Raw genomic sequence first — 22,104 nt, forward strand, 5'->3', positions numbered from 1 at the left:
CAGGCTCTCCGATAATCTCCTGATTTTTGGATAGAGCCTCAAACGAGAGTTTAAAGTGACCGTGTCACAGTGCGATCAGATAGCCTCTGCAGCACGGAAGATAGATGAGCTTAGGTTTACCCGCTTGTCGCGCTGGGCCGCTTTGATCGTAGCTGCAGGAAGTTGGTCATGAAAAAGCCGCCCCTGTCACGGGGCGGCAAAGCGGACCAAAGTCCGCTGCTCAGGTCACGAGAGGGGGACTTACCCGAGCACGTCGCCGCGGTGGGGCTGGGAGGACTTGGCGACGAGTGTAAGATAACTCGAACGCCGGTGGGGCCGGCAGTTATACAAAGGTGTGCTAATTTTCCCGCTGCGCCCGAGGTGACGGGCGCGCCCCCTCCCGAACAGCTCGGTGGTGGGCTATAAAGGCCTTAACAGCGGGATTGCTTTCATTCTTTCGGTAGACGACTGCAAGTTCGGTCTTAACGTCGTTGTCCAACAGCGGCAGGTAGCGGACGCCAGGTAGCCGTAGGCAATCCAAACTCTTGGGCACCAAGGCTATCCCGATACCAACAGCTATCATGCTGGCAATGGTGGTGAAGTCGCGCCCTGTCGCGTTGATTTTGGGCTTGAATCCAGCCTCACCGCAGGCATCCAGAGTATTCGCGTGGAAACCGATATCCGAGGGTTGGCGCGGGGTGATGAATGTATCCGAGTGGAGGTCCGGAAGGCTAATTGCGGTCTTGGCCGCCAATCTGTGTGCGCTAGGCAGTGCTATGACCAACGGCTCTTTTAACACGATCATGGAGCTCAACTCCGATGAAATTGGAGCAGGAGGGCGGATGTAGCCAAAATCGACCTCCCCATCTTTGATCCGCTCTAGCTGCTGTCTCATCTCCATCTCAACGAGCTGGAGTTCGATATCCGGCAAACCGCGTCGAAATGAGGAAATGGATTCTGTAAGGATTCCCGAATATGCTGCCGAAGCGACGTAGCCGACGGTGATCCTCCCCGACTCTCCGCGTCCGACCCTTTTGAGCTGAGCAAGCGTAGCATCTGCTTGTGCGACGATCTTCATCGCGTCTTCATAGAGAGCTTGCCCGGTTGGTGTAAGGTTCACTGACCTCTTCGACCGGTCAAGCAACGGAAGGCCGATAATAGCCTCAAGAGCAATTATCTGTTGGCTGAGACCGGGTTGCGCGATGCCGAGCTTTGCGGCGGCGCGTTCGAAATTCCGCTCTTCTACGATAGCGATGAAATATCTCAGGTGCCTCAGCTCGAAGTTTGTCGCACGCTGTCTGCCCGTTGTTTTCATCGAAAACCCGCGTTTATAATCGTCAAGGTATACCTAATAGAAGCGCTGCTTCTGAAAAAAGATGGTTTCGTTTATTGGATTTGATGCCCCGCTGTCGATAGAAAGATGATCGATTTTGTCCAGATTTTGCGCGCGGGGGCGGCATGCAGCTTTTTCGAAACCATCTTCTTGTCACGACAGCTGTCGCGTTCGCCGTTTCCGGCGCTGGGATAGCGATAGCACAGGAGCAGCAGGATACGACGCTCGCGCCGATCGTGATCCAGGGACAAGGCGAAGGCGACCCGCGCGGCCCCGTTGACGGATACGTCGCAAAGACCAGCGCCACGGCATCCAAGACGGGAACGCCTATTCTCGAAACGCAGCAGTCGATTTCTGTGGTGACGCGGGATCAGATCGAAGCACAGGCGGCTCAGACCCTTGGTGAGGCCTTGAACTACAGTGCAGGCGTCGTCGGCCAGCCGTTTGGGGCCGATCCCCGCTTCGATTCCCCGATCGTCCGCGGCTTCGATGGCAGGCAGTTGCAATATCTGAATGGCCTCAAGCTGATGCGCACGGCGGGCGCGCCGACCGTTGAAGTCTACGGTCTCGAACGGGTCGATGTCCTTCGTGGTCCTGCCTCCGTCATGTATGGTCAAGGAAATCCGGGCGGCATCATCAATCAGGTCAGTAAACGTCCGCAGTTCGAGAACTTCGGTGAGGTCGGAACGCAGGTCGGCAGCTACGATAATTACGGTGCTTTCTTTGATTTCGGCGGCGTGATCCCCAACCACGAGGCGTTCGCCTACCGTTTGACAGGTCTCGCGAAGACTGCCGGCGCACAGACGGATAACCTGGACAATGACCGATACTTCATCGCCCCCGCGCTGACGTGGAAGCCGGATGAAGATACATCGCTCACCATTCTCGCCAGCGTTCAGCACGACAACCCGAGCAGCCCTTCCGGCCTTCCGCCGCAATACGTTCTGGGAAACTCGGATTTCAAACTTCCGCGCGACTTTTTCGTCGGCGATGAAAGCTTTGACGATTCCAGCAGGACGTTGACCAATTTCGGATATGAGTTCGAGCATCGCTTCAGCGAGATATGGACGTTTCGGCAAAACCTTCGCTACACGAATTTCGACTGGAATTATCAAGCGCTCGGAATGGCGTCCGCAGGACTTGGAGCTGACGGCCGCACGCTGGCGCGAACAGCGACCTTCCAAGACGAAAACCTGAATACGTTTAACGTCGACAACAACTTGACGGCGGAGTTTTCGACGGCTGCAGTCGATCACAAGGTTCTTCTCGGCCTCGACTATCGCTACTTCGACAACAATGTACGGACCCGTTTCTTCCGCGCGACACCGCTCGATGTGCTGGATCCGAGCTACGGTGGACCGATCTCGCTTCTGGCGCCGACACTCGATACCAAGGTCAAAAGTGACCTGTCACAGGTCGGCATCTATGTTCAGGATGAGTTGGCCTATGATAACTGGCGCGCTACTCTTGGCCTTCGCCAGGACTGGGCGTCGACGCGCGGTTCCACGACGAACGGGCTCACCGGCGTTTCTCGCTCGCTTGATCAGGACGACCACAAGCTGACCGGTCGCGCAGGCCTGAGTTATCTGTTCGACGGCGGAATCGCCCCCTACATTAGCTACGCGACGTCTTTTGATCCGGTCGCGAGCTCGGCAGGCGCGGATTTCAAGCCGAGTGAAGGGGAGCAGTGGGAAGCGGGGATCAAGTACCAGCCCGACGGCTGGAACGGCTTCTTCTCAGCTGCCGTATATGACCTTAAGCAGACCAATGTGCTCCGTACCGTTGAAGGTGTTACACAGCAGATCGGTGAAGTGCGTGTCAAAGGCGTCGAGCTTGAGGGCGTGATTAGCCTGTCTCAAGGTCTCGACCTGCGGGCCGCATATACTTACACCGATGCTGAAATCGGCGCGGGCGCTGATGACGGCAATCGCGTCGAGAACGTTCCACGTAACGCCGCAAGCTTGTGGGTAAATTATACCTTCCAGGAAGATACTGCCCTCAACGGGTTTGGTATTGGTGGCGGCGTTCGCTACGTGGGGCAGCGTTTTGGAAACAGTGCCAACACTTTCGACCTGGATGGTGTGACCTTGTTCGATGCCGCGCTGACCTATCGCAAGGATAACATCAAGGGATCGCTTAATTTCCAAAACCTTGGCGATGAAAAATATGTTGCGAGCTGCAGCACGTTCGGCTGCTACTACGGTGATGGTCGCACTGTCATAGGGAAGCTCAGCTATACCTGGTAAACCCTTGGATCTTAAATCACCGGTGCATTTGGGGCGTCGAGAATTCGTTCTCGGCGTCGCTGCTTCTTTGGTCGGTGGCAGGGCCTTGGCCGTAGGCGAGCCGCGACTTGCCGCAATCGACTGGGCGATGCTCGAAACCGCGATATCCCTGGGCGTGATGCCCGTGGCTGCGACTGAACTTATTCAGTTCCGCAAGGATGCCATTGAGCCGGAAATCCCTCAGACCGTGATAGATCTCGGTCTGCGGGGCACCCCAACTTCGAGCTTCTTCAGCTCTTAAAGCCCGATTTGATCCTGCTTTCTCCATTCTACACACGGCATCAGGCCGCTTTGGAGCGGATCGCGCCGATCATCTCGTTGCCTTTCTACATACGAGGCGAGCCGCCATTTGAAAAAGCTGTTTCGGCCATCCAACGTCTCTCAGAGCGACTGCACAGGCAGGATGAAGCATCAAAGGTGCTTGCAGGCATTGAGGCCCAGTTGAAGGAGTATCGCGAAAGTCTCGCGCAATTTGCTGGCAGGCCGTTCTATCTCGTCAATGTAGGCGATGCCCGGCATGTTCGCGTATTCGGGTCGGATAGCATGTTCGGCAATGTTCTTTCCAGAATGGGTCTGCAGAACGCATGGACAGATAGGTCCCGCTATACTTTCGCGGCTCCTGTACCAATCGAACAACTGGCCGCCCGAGAAGATGCGCGCATTGTCATCGTTTCCGAGATACCTGTCGAAGCGCGAAGTGGCTTGAAGACCAGCATGATCTGGAACTCTCTAGTTCCGGTTAAGGAGCACAGGATCTTGATGCTCGATAACATCAATCCCTACGGCGGCGTGATTGCGGGGATGCGGTTTGCCCGCCTCCTCAGTGAGGCACTGTTGGCCGAGGGCGGGCAAGAGCAATGAGACAGGCGGTCATCGTTGGCGGAACCGCACTTCTCAGTGCGTTGGTTCTCTTCTTGCTAACTGCGAGCCAGCATTTGAGGATATCGGATTGGCCCGATGCCCTTTTCGGTTATGGACCATCAACACTCGACGAGATCATACTTCTCTATGGAATTTTCCCGAGAGCCGGGGTTGCGGTAGTCGCCGGTGCCGCATTGGGGCTATCGGGAGCACTGCTTCAGCAGTTATTGCGCAACCCAATTGCGGATCCATCAACGCTCGGCATATCTGCCGGCGCACAGCTCACGATCGTGGTAGCGACGCTTTTCTTCCCGGAGTTCCTGGATGGCAGTCGCACTCTGGTCGCCCTGTCGGGTGCTGGTGCTGCCGCAACGATCGTCTTTGCGCTCGGTTGGAGATCCGCCTTCGAGCCAGTCACCATGGTCGTGTCCGGCATGCTGGTCGGTGTCACGGCTGTTGCCTTGTCATCTGCGCTCACTCTCGCTCAGGGCGAGTATTTGATGTCGCTTATAACGTGGAACGGTGGCTCGTTGAGCCAGCAGGACTGGTCTGCATTCAATGCGCTGTCAATCGAGCTTGTGATTGGCATGGCTTTTGCGCTGCTGCTTGTCCGACCCTTATTGCTGTTGGGACTTGGTGACGCCAGCGCCACGTCCCTCGGTGTCAGCCTGCGCGGTATAAGATTGGCGGCCGCGATCGTTGCTACGGTTTTAGCTGGCTTGGTTGCCGCAAACGTCGGCTTGGTCAGTTTTGTCGGATTGGCCGCCTCCGCAATCGTGCGCGGATGTGGCATACGCAGGCCGTCAGCCGTACTCGCACTTTCCCCTTGGCAGGCGGTTTGTTCCTCTGGCTATGTGATGGAGCGGTGCAGGCGGTATCTGGCGCGACCGGCGAGACTTTCCCTACCGGTTCCGTCACCGCACTGATAGGCGGTCCTGTATTACTATGGCTGTTGCCTAAAGTGCGAACGCTGCCGGCAACGGCCCCATCTCATGGCAACACGCGACGTCTCCAATTTGCAAGCGGTATGGCCGGATTCCTAGCCTTCCTCCCGATCATTCTGGCCCTGGCGTTTTTTGTCGGCAACGATGGACAGATCTGGCGCGTCCTGTCCTATACTGAAGCGGGAGAACTTCTTCAGTTGCGCTGGCCCCGCTTATTGGCCGCCGCGGGAGCAGGAGGCCTTTTGGCGCTGACGGGGGCAATCCTACAGCGGATGACCGGAAACCCAATGGCCAGCCCAGAAGTAATTGGGGTGAGTGGTGGTGCGGGGCTCGGGTTTGCGGCCTCGCTGACTCTCGTTCCCGCGGGCGGCCCTTACAGCCTCGTCATTGGAGCGGCGCTGGGAGGGCTGGCGGCTATGTCGGTCGTGTTGGCTTTTGCTCGCAGCCACAATCTCCCTCCGGAAAAGCTGCTTCTGGCGGGGATTGCGGTCAGTTCCTTGAGCTCATCGATGTTGGCGGTCCTCATGGCTGCGGGAGATCAACGAGCATGGCAGATTCTCGCTTGGATCGGTGGTTCAGCCTCCGCCGCAACCCCTGCCACTGCGATCCTCCTCGCGACCCTGTCGATTCTGGTCATGCTCGGTACGATTACGCTTGTCCGTTGGCTGACTGTCCTCCCGCTAGGTCAAGCCACTGCGCACAGTCTCGGTATCCCGATCGTGAGCAGCAGGGTGACCATACTTGCGTTGTGTGGCCTCTCAACCGGCGCAGCGTCGGTGCTCGTCGGACCTTTAAGTTTCGTGGGGCTTATCGCGCCCCATATTGTGATGCGGGCTGGGTTCGTGTCCGCACGAGACCATCTGGTATCATCTTTCGTTTTGGGGGCATTGATCATGGCTTTTGCCGATTTCGGGGCAAGGACAGTCACATTCCCCTACGAGTTGCCGCTAGGGCTCTTCGCCGCGATGGTCGGGGCTCCGTACCTCATCTGGCTAGTTAGTCGAAGATGAACATTCATCGCGATCGTCGTCATTGAGGCTGAAGGCCTTGGCGCAGCCGAGCATCTATTCACCTGTGAGTGAGGAGGAGACCGCTACCGCTGTCGAATAGGTCTAATACGGGCAAGGTCTCGGGCGAATGCACGTATACATTCGTATATGTGTCGTAGTAATATGATCATGTGTTACGTGTTGTATTGATTGTTTCAGTGATTTCCAGCGCCTGACACCAGCGTCTTTGGTGAGGCACGTTCTTCGAAAGGCACAGGTTGTCGCCACGTTTCAGTGGAGGCGCTCGTTTGCCTGCAGCATCGGTGTGCCATGAAGACCCAGATCCTATTCATAGGTCTCTGTTCCATCACGCTTCTCACCAGCATTGCGACGGTGGAAGCGCAGACCGCGGATACTCAAGGCATGGCGGAGCGGGTACAGGCTTGCACGCCGTGCCACGGAGCGCAGGGTAAGGGCACGAACGATCCTTACTTCCCCAGATTGGCAGGAAGCCTTCCGGCTACCTCTATAACCAACTCGTTGCCTTCAGGAACGGTCGGCGAAAGTACCCGCCGATGAATTATCTCCTGCAGTTTCTGCCGGATCCTTACCTGAAACAGATTGCCGAATATTTTGCGGAACAACGTCCGCCACAGCCCCCGCCGGACCCGATCGTGGTGAGCGACGCCGTCAAGGATCACGGTCGTATGCTCGCTACAGCTGGCGACATTGATCGTGGTATTCCTGCCTGCGTGGCTTGCCATGGCTCTTCACTCACAGGGCAGGAGCCCGGCATTCCCGGTCTCTTAGGGCTGAGGGCCAGCTATCTGAGCGCTCAACTCGGTGGCTGGCGCTATGGAACACGCACGGCTTTGTCACCTGACTGTATGCAGATTGTCGCGGGACACCTGACGGAGAACGATGTTCGCGCGCTAGCCGCCTGGCTGGCGTCCTTACCTGCACCCGAAAACCCTGTGCCCGCAGCTGTCGGGAGCTTCTCGCTACCTCTCGCATGCGGCAGCCAGCCATCGGAGGTGCAGCAATGAAACGCTCCCTGGCACGAACTTCTGAGCTGGTTTTCCGGTCTGCTGTAGCTGCTCTCCTCGGCATCTGTCTGGGAACCGAGGCAAAGGCGGAAGACCGCAACCCGTCTAATATCATCGAGAAGGGTGAGTATCTGGCACGCGCAGGCGATTGTATCGCTTGCCACACCGCTCCCGAGGGAAAGGTTTTCGCCGGGGGACGGGCGATGCCTACGCCGTTCGGTACGATATACACCTCGAACATAACGCCTGATCCGGAAACCGGGATCGGGAAGTGGACAGCTGACGACTTCTACAGGACCATGCATGAAGGGCGGTTTCCGGATGGAGGTCTTCTCTATCCGGCAATGCCCTTCGCTTCCTATACCAAGGTCACTCGTGAAGACAGTGATGCGATCTATGCGTATCTGCGCTCCATTGAGCCTGTCTCCAGGGAGAATAGGGAGCACGATCTGGACTTCCCCTACAATAACAGGACTCTCATCCTGGGCTGGAGAACACTCTTTTTCAGCCAGGGCACCTACAAGCCCGACCCGGCGATGTCGGCTGAGTGGAACAGGGGCGCTTACCTTGTCGAGGGCCTGGGCCATTGTGGCATGTGCCACACGCCGATCAATGCACTTGGCGGAAACTCGGAGTCCGACGCCTTCAAGGGCGGCCTGATCCCGAACCAGAATTGGTACGCGCCGTCTCTGACGTCCAACAAGGAAGCCGGTCTCGGGCTATGGAGTATCGAAGAGATCACCGATCTCTTGCAGAAGGGAATTTCCCACCGCGGTGCGGTTTACGGGCCGATGGCGGACGTCGTCTACAACAGTCTTCAGTACCTGAACGATGCCGACACCAAGGCTATGGCCGTCTACCTCAAGAGCATCGCTCAAGACAGTCCGAAACCAGTAACCTCGCGGCTTCCGCATGCCGAAAGCAGTCTTCTCTTGAGCCTCGGGAAGGCCGTGTACGACCGCGACTGCGCAAGCTGCCATGGCGTAAACGGCGAGGGCAGGCCGCCCCATTATCCTCCACTCGCGGGCAATCAGTCGATCCAAATGGATTCTGCCGTCAACGCAATTCGTATGGTCCTCAATGGTGGCTATCCGCCCGGCACTTACGGCAATCCGATGCCGCACGGAATGCCGCCGTTCTCGATTAGCCTCTCGGACGACGAGGTTGCGGCAGTTGTCAGCTACATCCGCACGTCATGGGGAAATGCCGGCGCACCGGTGAGTGCCGCGGAAGCCAATCAGCTGCGGTCAGCACCGCTTCAGTGAGGAAAACAATGATTAACACAGAAGGTCCAGATCGAGATCCTGGTGTGCATGACGCGAGAGTCGATCTCGATCGTGACGAGCGGACCTCATGGCGCGATAGTTGTAGCGGGAATAGCGACCTTCGTTGTTGTCGCCATGTGGCTCCTGTTCTACTGGCTCGTATTTCTCCCAAGGGGTGCCGCACCATGACCGTTGGCGAGCACCGATCTGAAAGCGCTGCTGTCGCTGAGAAGATAGAGCGGCGGTGGGCGGCAATCTCAATTCTCATCATCGTTTTCCTGACCGCTATGGCCGCCGTTGCGGGCATACATCAAGCGACGATGCCCCAAAGTCGGGTCGAGCTAATCGATCCGGAGAGAATTCATTTATCCGGTGAGTTTGTCGAAACGAACCTCGGGTCTGCCGTAGAGCCTGACGGTTCCGTTACGCTGCGGGTCGTAGCTCAACAATACTCCTTCACCCCTCAATGCATCGTCGTGCCGGTCGAGACGAAAGTGACGATCAGAGGAACGAGCGCCGATGTCGTCCATGGCCTCATCATCCAGCAGACCAACGTCAATGCGATGCTTGTTCCCGGATACGTCTCGGAGCAAGTGGCGCGTTTTCCCAAAACCGGTGATCACCTGATGCCGTGCCAGGAGTTCTGCAGCGTGGGACACGAAGGAATGTGGGCGATGGTGAAGGTCGTCGAGCGCGAAGAATTCAAGGCGCTTTCAGCAGGCAAGCAGAGGATCAGCTGTGTTAAATAGTCGACGTCTAATCCTCGCACATTTCTGGTTTGCCTTTGGCGTGTTCGGTTTCGCGCTGTTGCTGGGCGCATGGCAAATGTTCATCCGTAGCCCATTGGCGTCGTGGATCGGTAACCCCGAGTGGTACTATCGGTCGGTAACAGCCCATGGAACTATCATGGGCTACGTTTTCCCAACGCTGATTGCGATGGGATTTGGCTATGCCATCACTGAGAGCGCGCTGAAGACGACACTCTACGGCATCCGCTGGGCCTGGACGGGCATCTGGATGATCCTCGTCGGGGCCATAATGGCGATGATCCCTGTGTCTGCCGGCCTTGCTTCCGTTCTGTATACCTTCTATCCGCCGATGATCGGCAACCCCTTCTACTATATAGGGGTCGTACTCGTTGTGGTCGGGTCATGGATTTGGGTGGCGTTGATGCCCATCAACCTCGCCCGATGGAAGCGCTCCAACCCGGGAGCGCCGGTCCCGTTGGCGATGTATGCGAATGTCGCCGGATCCTTTCTGTGGGGATGGACTGCCGTCGGTGCCTCGCTTGAGCTTATTTTTCAAATAATTCCTGTAGCAGTCGGACTTCGCTCGACAATCGACGCTGGCCTTGCTCGAGTATTCTTCTCTTGGACCCTGCATGCCATCGTCTATTTCTGGCTGTTCCCGACCTATATCGCCTACTACACGATCGTTCCGAGGGCGATCGGGGGAAGCTCTACAGTGACTCGATGGCTCGGATATCTTTCGTGCTCTTCCTCGTCGTGGCCATGCCGATCGGCATACATCACACGTTCGCAGATCCGATGGTCGGCGCTGGCTTCAAGTTCATTCATTCAGCTTTCACGGCAATCGTTGCACTGCCAACCTTGCTCACGGTGTTCACGATATGCGCCTCCGTCGAGATTGCCGGGAGATTGCGTGGAGGTCGCGGAGCATTCGGGTGGCTAGTGGCGCTACCTTGGCGTAATCCGACCATGCTTGCGGTCGCATTCTCCTTCATCATGTTGGGGTTCGGCGGCGCAGGCGGGTTGATCAACATGAGCTATCAGCTTGATGCGTCGATCCATAATACCCAGTGGATCACAGGACATTTCCACCTGATCTTCGGCGGCGCGATCGTCATCATGTACTTCGTGATTGCCTATGATCTTTGGCCCCATCTCACCGGGCGGAAATTGCAAGATCTCTCGCTTATGCGGCTCCAGCTATGGCTTTGGTTCATCGGAATGATCGTCACCACATTTCCTTGGCACTATGTCGGGATACTGGGGATGCCGAGGCGAATGGCCTACTACGACTATTCGCATCCTGCCGTTGCCGATCAAGCGATGCCGGTTGTCCTCTCGGCGGTCGGCGGGCTAATCCTGGTCGTCTCAGCGATCTTGTTCTTTGTCGTGCTGATCCGTGGACATCGATCGCCGATCGCAAACCCAGGTGAATATCAGTTCGCAGTCGCAGTTCATCCGCCGCAACGTGTGCCTGTTGCCTTAAACAGTCATGGCCTGTGGGTCGCGCTGATGATCGGTTTGACGGCAACCAACTACGGGTTCCCGATCCTTCAGCTAGCCTTCCGCAGTGACACCTCCGTTCCGGCAATTTACGTTGGGGTGCAAAAATGAACGGAGAGCGCCTTTTCAGTTTAGCCAACCGTTGGTTTTCGACGAGTGTCGCCCTAACGGTCATCATCTTTCTGCTTTCGGCCATAATCGGGTTTCTCCTGCTGCCATACGCAGATGAGGATAGTCGCTTCGCAAGCTTGTGGGACGCCATCTGCAGTGCTGCGGGCTTTCCGGTCAGCCGGTCGGCGACAGATGTTATCGTGCCCGAATTCAAGGTATCTTCCGCAACCTTCGATGTCGCAGGGCTCAGATCGCCGGAAGCCGTTTCGATCGGGCGTGGCGCAACGCTCGCGCAGCAATGCGCGATCTGTCACGGCCCTGAAGGGGTGAGCCGGGCCGACTCTCCGAACCTTGCTGGCCAGTATGCTGCGGTTATCTACAAGCAACTACACGACTTCAAATCCGGCGCCCGGGTGAACGCGACCATGAGCCCGTTCGCGGTGAACATGTCGGAGCAGGATATGCTCGATTTGGCATCCTACTACGCCTACCTCCCGCGGCTTCCATCCAAACAGGGCGCTGGTTCCACGCCAGTGCCACTGATTGTCGCGAATGGCGCGCCGATGCGTGGCATCGCCCCTTGTGGCTCGTGCCACGGCGGAATAGAGAGGAAGGAAGGCAGTCCTTGGCTCAACGGGCAGTCGGCGACCTATATTGAGGCGCAATTGAACGCGTTCGCATCGGGTGCCCGCAGAAACGATACCAGCCAGCAGATGAGAAACGTGGCGCGGGCTATGACGCCGGAAGAAATCAGGGCTGCTGCTGCCTATTATGCCTCGTTCCAATAGATCCTCAGATCCAATGGCGGGACGCTTTGCAGTCTGAGGAAGGTTACCCGCGGACACAGCGTTCGTATCTAGATAGGCCAGCTAGAGGGCTGACGTCGACCGAATATTGGGCTAAATGGTTGCCCTAACCAGCCAGCTGAAGCGCATCCGGAACAGTTACCGATTCTGAACTGGGTCCTTCGGCCTACAGACGGCAACGGATATGAGACCTTTTCTACCCTCGAAGAACCTTCTCCCCAAGGCTCTCGCGGCGTGGGCAGTTGCCGCTATCGCCGCATTATGCCTGCTCGCCACCTATCAGTATCGATGGGGAGTGGCGGAGCTTTCGGAGCAGGTCCGTGCAACAAATCTGTTGTTGGCTGAAAGATTAGCTCAACACGACGCGCATCTGTCAGCGTTGGGGGCTATGGTGAGAATGTCACCGGACGAGCCGTCGTCTAACATTCAAGGGCTAGCGGATAACATCGTCACTCGGTACCCGCGGATCAAAGAGATCGCGACATTACGGATCCGTGGACAAGATGTGAGCACCGTCTCGTATGGAGCCGCTAAAAAGCCCGCCGTCGAGTTGGTACGCGATTCCGACGGCCTGCCGACTTTGGGGCAGGTGGGAGAAGTGGTGACAAGGGCCACGGCATCCGCCAATGCCTATGACATCTTTAAGCTCGTGGCTCCGGATCGGATGTTGCGACTGCGTATAGATGCCGACGAGTTGCTGGGTGTTGATGACTTTCCTCCCGAATATTCCGTGACGTTGCTGTTGGGAGATCAGGTGATCTCCTCTCACCAGGCGGTTGGAAGGTCGCTCATCTCCGCGGAAAAATATCAGGTATCCAACAATGCCCATCAGCCCGTGAGGCTGCAGGTCGGGCGCAGCTTCGGTGTCTTGGAGCTGCTCCCACCGAGACTTGTTGTGCCAATCCTCCTGATATTAGCTGGAACTGCTTGGCTTTTCGTACTCTATTTGGAGGCAAGCAGGGAGCGCCGTAGGCATGAACGACGAGCGATGCTGCTTGAGCAGAACGCAAAGCTTGCGCATGCCGGGCGCGTCAACGCGCTCGGCGAATTGGCTTCCGGCATAGCCCACGAATTGGCACAACCGGTCGCGGCAATGTTGAGCCAAAGCCAGGCGGCTCGCCGGGCGATGTCGATGGGCCGATCCGATATTCTCGATCAGGCGCTGGACGCCAACATCCGTGAAGCCAAGCGAGCCGGCGATATTCTTAGCCGCATGCGTGCTTATGTCTCCGGCGCGGCTGCGCAAATGGAGAAGGTAAGCCTTGCCGATGCGTTGGGCGGCGCGCTGCGGATCGTGGAGTCTGATGTCGAACAGCGCGGAATTTCTCTTCACGTAAACTTCCCGGAGAAGCCGATCTGGGTTGAGATTGATGTCATTGCCTTTCAACAGGTCATACATAACCTGATCCGCAACGCTGCCGATGCAGTAGCGCATCTCCCCGACCCTGAGATAGCCCTCGCAGTGGAGGGCGAGGGAAATCTCGTCACGATAACGGTGTCCGATAATGGGCCCGGAATCGAGCCGCTTTCGCTGCAGCATATATTCGAGCCGTTCTTCACGACGAAAGCCGACGGGATGGGGCTAGGCTTACCTCTATCCGCCCGCCTGATAGAAATGATGAATGGTTCGATCGATGCCCGTAACAATGGCGGCGCATGCTTCACGATCCGCCTGCCGTTGGAAGGTGCCGCATGATCTATCTCATCGATGACGATGGATCGGTACGGGAGGCGCTCACGCTCCTGCTTACGACATATGGTAAGGAGGTCGCCGGATTTCCTGATGCCATTCATTTCCTTGCGCATGTCGACAAAACCAAGCCCGGCATCGTAATTTCAGATCTCCGGATGCCGACAACGAGCGGTTTGCAGCTTTTGAGCAAGCTTGAAGAGCTAAAGATCGATTGGCCCGTGATAATGATAACCGGTCACGGAGATGTCGAAGCCTGTCGTCGCGCTTTCAAAGCTGGCGTGACGGATTTCTTCGCGAAGCCTGTCGATGAACACGTGCTTATGGATGCCATAACGCAGTGCGAAAATCAGCTGGCTGAGATCATTGGACGTGGCGAAGTTCGCTCACTTTTAGATCAGCTTACAGCTCGCGAGCGTGAGGTTGTGGAACTCGTATCGAAAGGCCTCGGCACCAAGGAAATCGCAACTGCTTTGGAGATCTCAGCAAGAACCGTTGATAGCCATCGCGCAAGCGTGGCCGTCAAATTGGGCACACACGCTGTGGCAGAGCAAACGCGTCTCTGGCTGGCCGGGTATCCGTAATTATACGGATGCGGCTCCGTGAAAGCCCCAATTTTTACAAGACCTATGACGGTTTAAGTTCTCCAAGAGGAAACTCGACACCCTGGAGAAAAAATGAAACACGTCCTTCTTTCAACCGCGTTCGTTGCCGTCCTAGCTGTCCCTACATTTGCTCAGGATACCGTAAGCCAGAAAAGCATAGGCACCGGGTTGGCAGTCGAAATCGCCCAGTCGGCCGTTGCTGCCTGCTCCGCGGAGGGTTACAACGTAACCGCTTCGGTAGTGGATCGCGCCGGCGTCCCGCTGGCTCTGGTCCGTGCTGAGGCTGCCGGCACCCATACCGCCGGTGCCGCGACGGCTAAAGCGTTCACCTCGTCCTCGTCACGCAATCCAACCAGCGCTATGGCTGATGCGGTTAAAAACAATCCCGTAGCCGCCGGCTTGGTCGATATTCCGGGCTTTCTGGTTTTGGCGGGTGGCGTCCCGGTCAAGTCGGGCAAGGAAACGATCGGCGCAATCGGCGTAGCAGGTGCTCCTGGCGGCAATCTGGACGAGGCTTGCGCAAACAAGGCTATCGAGAAGTATGCCGATCGCCTGAAGTAGCGGCGATCATCGATCGCCCAAGGCCACCTTCTTGGGCGTCGTCTTGATCGAGACGCGGGCATTGAAGGCTATGGTGACACCGCATCTCGTATGCGGTGTCACCTTGATTATCAGTTTTCAGCGAGCAACTCGGATTTCAAAGGCGCCCTTGGTTGTGCGCGGTCTTTCAGTCGGTTTCCGGTAGAAAAACATCAGCGGGCCGAGGAGGTGGAATAATACAAGACCGAAAAAGCTCTTTGGTCTAAATCGCTATTCCCGTACTCAACACAACGGTTCAGTAGGCCACCAGCTGCTATCACATATCAGCGCTGCACATATGAAGCATGCGTCTCCGTAAGATGAGATCATAAGGCGCGTCGCTGTTGCACATGAAAGTCTTTAAATGGATTGGGTCCCTATCGTCTTCGTCACGTTCAAGGCTCTCGCGCTGGGCATTGCCATGTTCTTCGCCATCAAATGGCACTATGATCAGGGAGGGAAGGGGGACACACGAGCGCTGTTGCGTACCGGCAGTACGATGGCCCTTGTCTTCCTACTGGCTTTGCTCGGCGTCGGTTTCGTTGCGTTCGAGCTTAGCGGAATGCTCGGTTTGGATCTGAGCTTACCATGATCGCATCGCGACTAATCTACCCGCTCCAAGGCCTCGCTTCGCCCGCCGCTTCGTAATCTTGATTCCCGATTAGCGGTTCGTCGGCGCGGTTCATGTCGCTCCGCCACGCCAGGGAAAGCTGTCGGCGTCTCTGGAAACATGCGGACGTTGTCAACCTGCGTCCATTCTAAGTTTGGCGTGTTTGCATATCTCCCAAGCGTCTCGCCTTTAGGAAGATAGAAGGCTCCAAGCCCTGCGACATAACGCCGTATCTATAAAAAGATGCATTTAAAATGAATGTTTATACGCCTAGATACCTGTGAGCCGGGATAGGAGCGGCATAACGTGGGCCACGTTAGCCCATGGGATATTAAAGCAGGAAGCAACGGCCGCCATGAAACATATTCTACTGGTAGATGATGGGTCTAATGCGATCGAGCTGACGGCGGCTTACCTCTCTCGTTTTGGCTTCCGCGTCACCTCTGCCCGTGACAGTCAGCAGATCAAGAAAGTTATCCTGGCAGAAGTCGTCGACGTCGTCGTTGTCGACCTCGACATGCGTCAAGAGAATGGCTTGGACATCGTTCGTATTTTGGCATCACTTTCAGATGCGCCGATGATCATCATCAGTGGGAACCGCGTCGAGGAAGCTGACAAGGTCGTCGGCCTCGAGCTAGGGGCAAGCGATTATCTTACGAAGCCGTTTGGGAATAGAGAGCTGCTCGCCCAGAATCCGCTCGCTCGCGCGAAGGAGAAGTGACGCTACCGTTCAACGAGAAACGAAAGCCTACTCCTTCGAGGGATGGACGCTCCACGCAAAGCAACGAGTTCTTCAACCAACAGCCGGTCGAGACAAGAGATTGACGGCGGCCGAATTCAACCTGCTCGTAGCGTTTTTGCGCGCACCTCGGCAAATCCTGTCACGCGAACAGTTGATTGCTGCGTGTCGTCTGAACAACGACGCGATCTTCGATCGGAGCATAGACGTCACGGTTTTGCGTCTCCGGCGAAAGCTGGAGGTTGAGCCGGCAGCTCCCAAACTCATCAAGACGAAGCGTGGTTTGGGTTATCTTCTCGAGGCCCATGTTGAGCTTCATGAGACCCCGAAACTACAGCGTGATGCCAGGAAGACATCTTATCGATAAGGAGCCGGCTGTGAGCAATAGAGTTGCTGACAATCAGAACGCGGTGCCTGGTACTGAACTCAATGTGGATCGTATGCCAGCATATCTGCTTTTCGCACGTCTCGGTAAGAGGGTTCTCAGGCCTGGTGGGCGTCATATGACGCATGACCTCGTTTCTGGACTTTCTGTAACCGAGCTGGATGACGTTGTTGAGTTCGCTCCGGGGCTTGGAGGAACAGCGTTACGGCTTCTTGCAGAACATCCGAAGAGCTATGTGGGGGTGGAACGCGATCGCGATTGTGCACGCATCGCCGCCGAAAGCATGACGTGGTTCACTCAAGCTTCGGTCAGGGTAGGGCAGGCCCACGCAACCGGATTGGACAGCGGCTCGGCGAGCGTCGTCGTCGGCGAAGCTATGCTGACCCTGAACCCGGATGCACGCAAGCACGAGATCGTCGCCGAGGCATCGAGGCTTCTTCGACCCGGTGGACGCTATGGGATCCACGAGCTTTGTCTGGTGCCCGACGAGATGCCGCAGGCAGAAAGGCGAGAGATTGCCCGCCACCTCTCGGAAGTTCTGCACGTCGCCGCACGACCCTATACTATATCGGAATGGTCGGACTTGCTCGGCCTCTATGGATTTAAGGTCAAGCGGTCCGGCTTCGGCAGAATGGCGCTTTTGAATCCGCTCAGGATCGTTGCCGACGAAGGAATTTTCGGCGCGTTTCGTTTTGCGCGCAATGTCGCGAGAGATCCCAAGGCGAGAAGTCGATTGGTCGCGATCCGCAGCACGCTTAAGAGATATCGCAACGATATCTCAGCAGCTTATTTCATCGCCGAGAAACAAGGATGATGTCGTGACTTTGGATATCGTATCGGACGCCTCTTCATTTCCGTTGTGCTTACAATCTGTAGGCTAGATTTGTTGCCGAGCGCAGCAAACAAGACGTGATGGCAACTGATCTAATAGAGAAATCCATGATTTGGTAAGCAAAGGAGGCTGCGGAAGCCCTGTGGACATTGACTCCTAGATGTTCTGATTCAATTACGAACATGTCCCGCCAAATAGGAGTTAACTGATGGCTGATGATACCAACGTAGAGGCCGCGACGACCGCTGCCACAAATGCACCCGTTGCCGCACCCGCAGTCAAGAAAACCCGCAAGCCACGCGCGCCGAAAGCTCCTGCTGAAGTTGCCGCGACCACCGATGTCGTGGCCTCTGAAGCACCGGTCAAGAAGACACGCGCCAAGCGTGGAAGCAAAGTCGCCGAGGTAAAGACGCCGAAGGCTGTTGCTCGCAAGACCACGACGAAGACAACGGTCGCCCGTAAGGGTGCGACGCCTGCGGCTCGTGCTGCTGAACCGATCGACGACATCGCCGCACTTCTAAAGCTCGAAGAAGAGAACAAAAACCTTCGCAAGCAGCTCTCTGACAAGCTGCGCGCCGAAAACGCCGACCTGCGCAAGCGCCTGGGACAGAAGTGATTGCGACAATCATCAGCTGACGTAGTCGTCTGTTGGAAGTGCCGGACCTGCAGCTTGGTCCGGCACTTGGAATCCGGCTTAACCGCCGTCCCATGCGAAAGGTATGAAATATGAGAACGCCGTGGAGATTTCTGTCTGACCTGGTCACGAGAAAGCCGACGGCAGGTCATGTCGATGAACATTCGAATGAAGAGAAGGTCGAGGAGCCCAAAAGCTGCCGTCCTCCGATCGATCTGTAGATCTTGAACCCGGAGCGATCGAGGCGGGAACCGACCACGGCACTGCCGAGATCCTCCCGGTAAATGCAGATGACGGTAAGAGTGGACGGACCGCTGAACAGGACATCGCTATGAGTGATGATCAAGGGGCCGCGGTGGAAGGGCCAATCGGTAGCCGCGCAGAACGGGTAAGTGTTGCGGAGGCATCGAACTCCGATGAGCTGACAGGGAACCCGGCCGAACTGAGCAGCCCTGGCAAAGTTTCGGAACGAAAGCTGCCGGTGACGCCCAGGAAGGCAAGATCTCCACATATTGCTGTAGAGCAGGCTGCCGAGACTGCCGAGAACGAGGCGCTGGAAGCCGCCTCAGGAGCGAAAACACTCTTCGATGAAATGGCCGAGTTGGACGCCGAAATTTCTAGCTTGAGAAAGCAGCTCAGCGAGAAGCTGATCGCGCAGAATGAACAGCTGCGGAAAATGGTGCAGCGGTTCGATAGGATTTAGCTCGCCGACGAGCCGCCAGCAAACTTTGTGCTATTCAGCCAATGGAGCCGCGGCGACGCGGGAAGGTAGATAGCGTCCTTATCCGAGGCGGCTTGAGCCGATCAGGTCCGGAAGGCGCCTAGCAGAGGAAGTCCGCTGGAAAAGCAAATGGGTGATCGTCGACAGATGGCTAGGAACTTTTTCTTCGACTTATAGTGTTCACCTCGCTTTCAAGTGCCTAAGGCAGACCACCGTATATCTTAGCGAATCCAGCTTTCCAGCTAATCTGAATCCCGTTGAAAATAACGGGGTTTTTATCATGCACGGTATCTCTGAACGAATTCGATCGTCTGCAGAAAGCGGCGTTAAGCAGTTCGGCTACGTAACCCCTGACGCACAAACCGCATTCTCCGTTAAACGGTCGAAGGAAATGCCATCGATAGCTGCGTCGATGGCAAAGGCCTTGCCGTTATCTCGAATTCCGAGCTCAAGCGATTGCTTGAAAGGGGGCTTACCCGAGTGGAAGATCAAAAGGGTGCAGGCTTTCATACTGGAGAACCTTTCCTCCAGTATTTCCGGGGAAGACATGGCGACGGTCTGCGGGCTGAGCGTAAGCCACTTTCAGCGGGCATTCCAAAGCAGCTTTAATTGTTCCCCACATCGCTATGTCACAAAACTCCGCTTGGAATTGGCACGTCAGATGTTGGTAAAGACGGATTTGCCTATAAAGTTTATTGCGCTGGAATGTGGCATGGCAGATCAATCCCATTTGAACAAAGTATTGAAGCGAGAGTGGAGCGTTACCCCTTGCGCGTTGAGGCGGGAAGGTGGCCTTAAGGTCTCCCGCTCCGATAGGTGCCGCTGAATCGAATTACCTATGCCTGCGCGCGCTTGATTGCACAGAGATCATCCGCGCATCAATTCGACACCCGAACAAACTTGTTGACCTATTCGGCGTCACTTGTAGTATCTCCTTGGTCATCATGTATGACAACATTTTGGCGACGCTTACGATTGCCGATCCTGGGAGGGTTCATGCTGAAGAAACTGCTGCTGACAGGCGCTGCGGGCGGTGTTGGTCGAAGCATACGTCCGTTGCTGTCTCAGCTTGCGGAGACGGTCGTCCTCTCTGATATCGGTGAGATCAGCGATCTGGCCGCAGGCGAGACCTTCGTCCGATGCGACCTTGCCGATGCCGAGGGCGTTTCGCGCATGTTCGAGGGCGTCGATGGTGTCATCCATCTCGGCGGCGTGTCGGTCGAGCGTCCGTTCGACCAGATCCTGCAGGGCAATATCGTCGGTCTCTACAATCTCTACGAGGCGGCCCGCCATCACGGCCAGCCGCGCATCGTCTTTGCCAGTTCCAACCATGTGGTTGGCTTTTACCGGCGTGACGAGCATATCGACAATACCGTCTATCCGCGGCCGGACTCGCTCTATGGCGTCTCGAAGGTGTTCGGCGAGGCAATTGCCAGCATGTATTACGACAAGTTCGGCCAGGAGACCCTGTCGGTCCGGATCGGTTCCTGTTTTGAAAAGCCGGCCAATCCCCGCATGCTGGCGACGTGGCTGAGTGTCCGCGACTTCGTCTCGCTCTGCGGACGGGCTTTCGACACGCCGCGTCTCGCGCATACGATCATCTACGGCGCCTCGGCGAATGACGAGCAGTGGTGGGACAACCGCAATGCCGCCTTCCTGGGTTGGCGCCCGCAGGACAGTTCCGTCAAGTGGCGCGTCGAGGTGGAAACTGCGGCCGGCAGGCAGGATCCCAACGATCCGGCCGTGATCTATCAGGGCGGCGCGTTCACGAGCGCTGGTCATCCGGCCGACACCTGATAGGATTATCGAATTTCCAGTCATATATAATCAGCGGCCGAAGGAATGGCCGCAGGAGGATTTCACCATGACCATCCGTCAGAACCTGATTGCCGGCGAGTGGGTCGGCAGCAACGGCTCGGAAAACATCAATCCCTCCGACACCAAGGACGTCGTCGGCATCTATGCGCAGGCGAGCGCCGATGACACGCGCCAGGCGATCGCCGCGGCGAAGGCTGCCTTCCCGGCATGGTCGCGATCCGGCATTCTGGAGCGCCATGCAATCCTGCGAAAGACGTCTGACGAAATCCTGGCGCGCAAGCAGGAACTCGGCGAGCTGCTGTCCCGCGAGGAAGGCAAGATCCTGGCCGAGGGCATTGGCGAAGTGACGCGCGCGGCGCAAATCTTCGACTTCTTCGCCGGCGAAACCCTGCGTCTAGCCGGCGAGGTTCTGCCTTCCGCCCGACCCGGGATCGGCGTCGAGATTACCCGCGAGCCGCTCGGCGTCATCGGCATCATCACGCCCTGGAATTTCCCGATCGCCATTCCGGCCTGGAAGATCGCGCCGGCGCTCTGCTACGGCAACACGGTCGTGTTCAAGCCGGCCGAACTCGTGCCCGGCTGCTCCTGGGCGATCGTCGATATCCTGCATCGCGCAGGCCTGCCGAAGGGCGTGCTCAACCTCGTCATGGGCCCGGGCTCCGTGGTTGGTCAGACGATGCTCCACAGCCCCGATCTCGCCGGCATCACCTTCACGGGATCTACCGGCACGGGCAAGCGCGTGGCCGCCGCGTCGATCGAGCATAACCGCAAGTTCCAGCTGGAAATGGGCGGCAAGAACCCGATGGTCGTGCTCGATGACGCTGACCTGACGGTCGCGGTCGAGGCTGCGGCCAATTCCGGCTTCTTCTCCACCGGCCAGCGCTGCACGGCGTCCTCCCGCCTGATCGTCACCGAAGGTATCCATGACCGGTTCGTCGATGCGCTGACAGAGAGGCTTAAGACCATTCAGGTCGGCCACGCCCTGAAGCCTGAAACCCATGTCGGCCCGGTCGTCGATGCCCGTCAACTGAAGCAGGATACCGACTATATCGATATCGGCGTCAAGGAAGGTGCAAAGCTGGCCTTCGGCGGCGAGCGCGTCGAGCGGGATACGCCCGGCTTCTTCCTGCAGCCGACGCTGTTCACCGAGGCGACCAATGCGATGCGGATCTCCCGCGAGGAAATCTTCGGCCCTGTCGTGAGCGTCATCCGCGTCAAAAACTATGACGAGGCGCTGGCGATGGCCAATGACACGCCATTCGGTCTCTCGGCCGGCATCGCCACGACCAGCCTGAAATATGCGACACACTTCAAGCGGAATTCGGAAGCAGGCATGGTCATGGTCAACCTGCCCACCGCCGGCGTGGATTTCCATGTTCCCTTCGGAGGGCGCAAGGCGTCTTCCTTCGGGCCGCGCGAGCAGGGCAAATATGCCGCCGAGTTCTTTACCGTGGTGAAGACCGCATACACGCAGGCATGATGCGTAAACGGCCGCCCGGAGACATCCGAGGCGGCCGTTTTCCCTGAAATCCATCCGATTTTGACCCGTGCATGAGGAAAGGCATGGACGGAATGGGCTTTTGCCTTACTTCCCCGACTGGACGGTTTTCAGGACAGGGC

General features: G+C 57.0%; 17 protein-coding genes and 4 pseudogenes. 20 read left to right on the forward strand and 1 reads right to left on the reverse strand.

The window, feature by feature from the left end; genetic code table 11:
• Positions 1-337: 337 nt before the first annotated feature.
• Positions 338-1,294, reverse strand: a complete 957-nt coding sequence (locus tag N7E02_RS00735; protein WP_286578215.1) for a LysR family transcriptional regulator — start codon at positions 1,292-1,294, stop codon at positions 338-340.
• 143 nt (positions 1,295-1,437) lie between these two features.
• On the opposite strand from N7E02_RS00735, the gene N7E02_RS00740 reads away from it, so the two are divergent.
• From N7E02_RS00740 to N7E02_RS00830, 20 genes and pseudogenes are all read left to right on the forward strand, one after another.
• Positions 1,438-3,558 carry a TonB-dependent siderophore receptor gene (locus tag N7E02_RS00740; protein ID WP_286578216.1) on the forward strand — a complete coding sequence of 707 codons (2,121 nt, stop codon included), beginning with the start codon at positions 1,438-1,440 and terminating at the stop codon, positions 3,556-3,558.
• A gap of 127 nt (positions 3,559-3,685) precedes the next feature.
• A pseudogene (locus N7E02_RS00745) lies at positions 3,686-4,458 on the forward strand (iron-siderophore ABC transporter substrate-binding protein).
• Positions 4,455-6,412 (forward strand): annotated as a pseudogene (gene fhuB, locus N7E02_RS00750) (Fe(3+)-hydroxamate ABC transporter permease FhuB). Before N7E02_RS00745 ends, fhuB begins: the two co-directional pseudogenes overlap by 4 nt.
• Before the next feature lie 309 nt (positions 6,413-6,721).
• Positions 6,722-7,437: pseudogene (locus N7E02_RS00755) on the forward strand (c-type cytochrome).
• On the forward strand, positions 7,434-8,702 hold the full coding sequence (locus tag N7E02_RS00760) for a cytochrome c (protein WP_286578217.1): 1,269 nt from the start codon (positions 7,434-7,436) through the stop codon (positions 8,700-8,702). The pseudogene N7E02_RS00755 and the gene N7E02_RS00760 overlap by 4 nt, the downstream one beginning before the upstream one ends.
• Positions 8,703-8,887: 185 nt before the next feature.
• Positions 8,888-9,451, forward strand: coding sequence for a cupredoxin domain-containing protein (locus N7E02_RS00765; protein ID WP_286578218.1), 564 nt, complete (start codon positions 8,888-8,890; stop codon positions 9,449-9,451).
• Positions 9,441-11,065: pseudogene (locus N7E02_RS00770) on the forward strand (b(o/a)3-type cytochrome-c oxidase subunit 1). The gene N7E02_RS00765 and the pseudogene N7E02_RS00770 overlap by 11 nt, the downstream one beginning before the upstream one ends.
• Positions 11,062-11,853: a c-type cytochrome gene (locus tag N7E02_RS00775; RefSeq protein WP_286578219.1), complete on the forward strand. Its 792-nt coding sequence runs from the start codon at positions 11,062-11,064 to the stop codon at positions 11,851-11,853. The pseudogene N7E02_RS00770 and the gene N7E02_RS00775 overlap by 4 nt, the downstream one beginning before the upstream one ends.
• Positions 11,854-12,055: 202 nt before the next feature.
• Positions 12,056-13,567 (forward strand): sensor histidine kinase, encoded by a 1,512-nt coding sequence (locus tag N7E02_RS00780; protein ID WP_286578220.1) that lies wholly within the window; start codon positions 12,056-12,058, stop codon positions 13,565-13,567.
• Positions 13,564-14,145 (forward strand): response regulator transcription factor, encoded by a 582-nt coding sequence (locus N7E02_RS00785; RefSeq protein WP_286578221.1) that lies wholly within the window; start codon positions 13,564-13,566, stop codon positions 14,143-14,145. Before N7E02_RS00780 ends, N7E02_RS00785 begins: the two co-directional genes overlap by 4 nt.
• Before the next feature lie 189 nt (positions 14,146-14,334).
• Positions 14,335-14,727 (forward strand): GlcG/HbpS family heme-binding protein, encoded by a 393-nt coding sequence (locus tag N7E02_RS00790; RefSeq protein ID WP_286578222.1) that lies wholly within the window; start codon positions 14,335-14,337, stop codon positions 14,725-14,727.
• 382 nt (positions 14,728-15,109) lie between these two features.
• A complete protein-coding gene (locus tag N7E02_RS00795; RefSeq protein ID WP_286578223.1) occupies positions 15,110-15,337 on the forward strand; it encodes a hypothetical protein in 228 nt (75 codons plus the stop codon).
• A 373-nt stretch (positions 15,338-15,710) separates the two neighbouring features.
• Positions 15,711-16,076 (forward strand): response regulator, encoded by a 366-nt coding sequence (locus tag N7E02_RS29315; RefSeq protein WP_353622765.1) that lies wholly within the window; start codon positions 15,711-15,713, stop codon positions 16,074-16,076.
• Positions 16,077-16,176: 100 nt separating this feature from the next.
• The gene (locus tag N7E02_RS29320) at positions 16,177-16,461 is read left to right on the forward strand and encodes a winged helix-turn-helix domain-containing protein (RefSeq protein ID WP_353622766.1); all 285 of its coding nucleotides are present in this window, start codon (positions 16,177-16,179) and stop codon (positions 16,459-16,461) included.
• A gap of 136 nt (positions 16,462-16,597) precedes the next feature.
• Positions 16,598-17,293: a class I SAM-dependent methyltransferase gene (locus N7E02_RS00805; protein WP_286578224.1), complete on the forward strand. Its 696-nt coding sequence runs from the start codon at positions 16,598-16,600 to the stop codon at positions 17,291-17,293.
• Positions 17,294-17,519: 226 nt separating this feature from the next.
• Positions 17,520-17,927 carry an MreC domain-containing protein gene (locus N7E02_RS00810; protein ID WP_286578225.1) on the forward strand — a complete coding sequence of 136 codons (408 nt, stop codon included), beginning with the start codon at positions 17,520-17,522 and terminating at the stop codon, positions 17,925-17,927.
• A 349-nt stretch (positions 17,928-18,276) separates the two neighbouring features.
• Positions 18,277-18,648, forward strand: coding sequence for a hypothetical protein (locus tag N7E02_RS00815; RefSeq protein ID WP_286578226.1), 372 nt, complete (start codon positions 18,277-18,279; stop codon positions 18,646-18,648).
• Between the two features lie 151 nt (positions 18,649-18,799).
• Positions 18,800-19,492, forward strand: coding sequence for a helix-turn-helix domain-containing protein (locus tag N7E02_RS00820; protein ID WP_286578227.1), 693 nt, complete (start codon positions 18,800-18,802; stop codon positions 19,490-19,492).
• A 170-nt stretch (positions 19,493-19,662) separates the two neighbouring features.
• A complete protein-coding gene (locus tag N7E02_RS00825; protein ID WP_286578228.1) occupies positions 19,663-20,463 on the forward strand; it encodes an NAD-dependent epimerase/dehydratase family protein in 801 nt (266 codons plus the stop codon).
• Between the two features lie 67 nt (positions 20,464-20,530).
• Positions 20,531-21,964, forward strand: a complete 1,434-nt coding sequence (locus N7E02_RS00830) for an aldehyde dehydrogenase family protein (protein ID WP_286578229.1) — start codon at positions 20,531-20,533, stop codon at positions 21,962-21,964.
• The last annotated feature ends 140 nt before the right edge of the window (positions 21,965-22,104 follow it).

Source organism: Terrirhizobium terrae (genome assembly GCF_030323265.1).
GTDB lineage: Bacteria > Pseudomonadota > Alphaproteobacteria > Rhizobiales > Rhizobiaceae > Neorhizobium.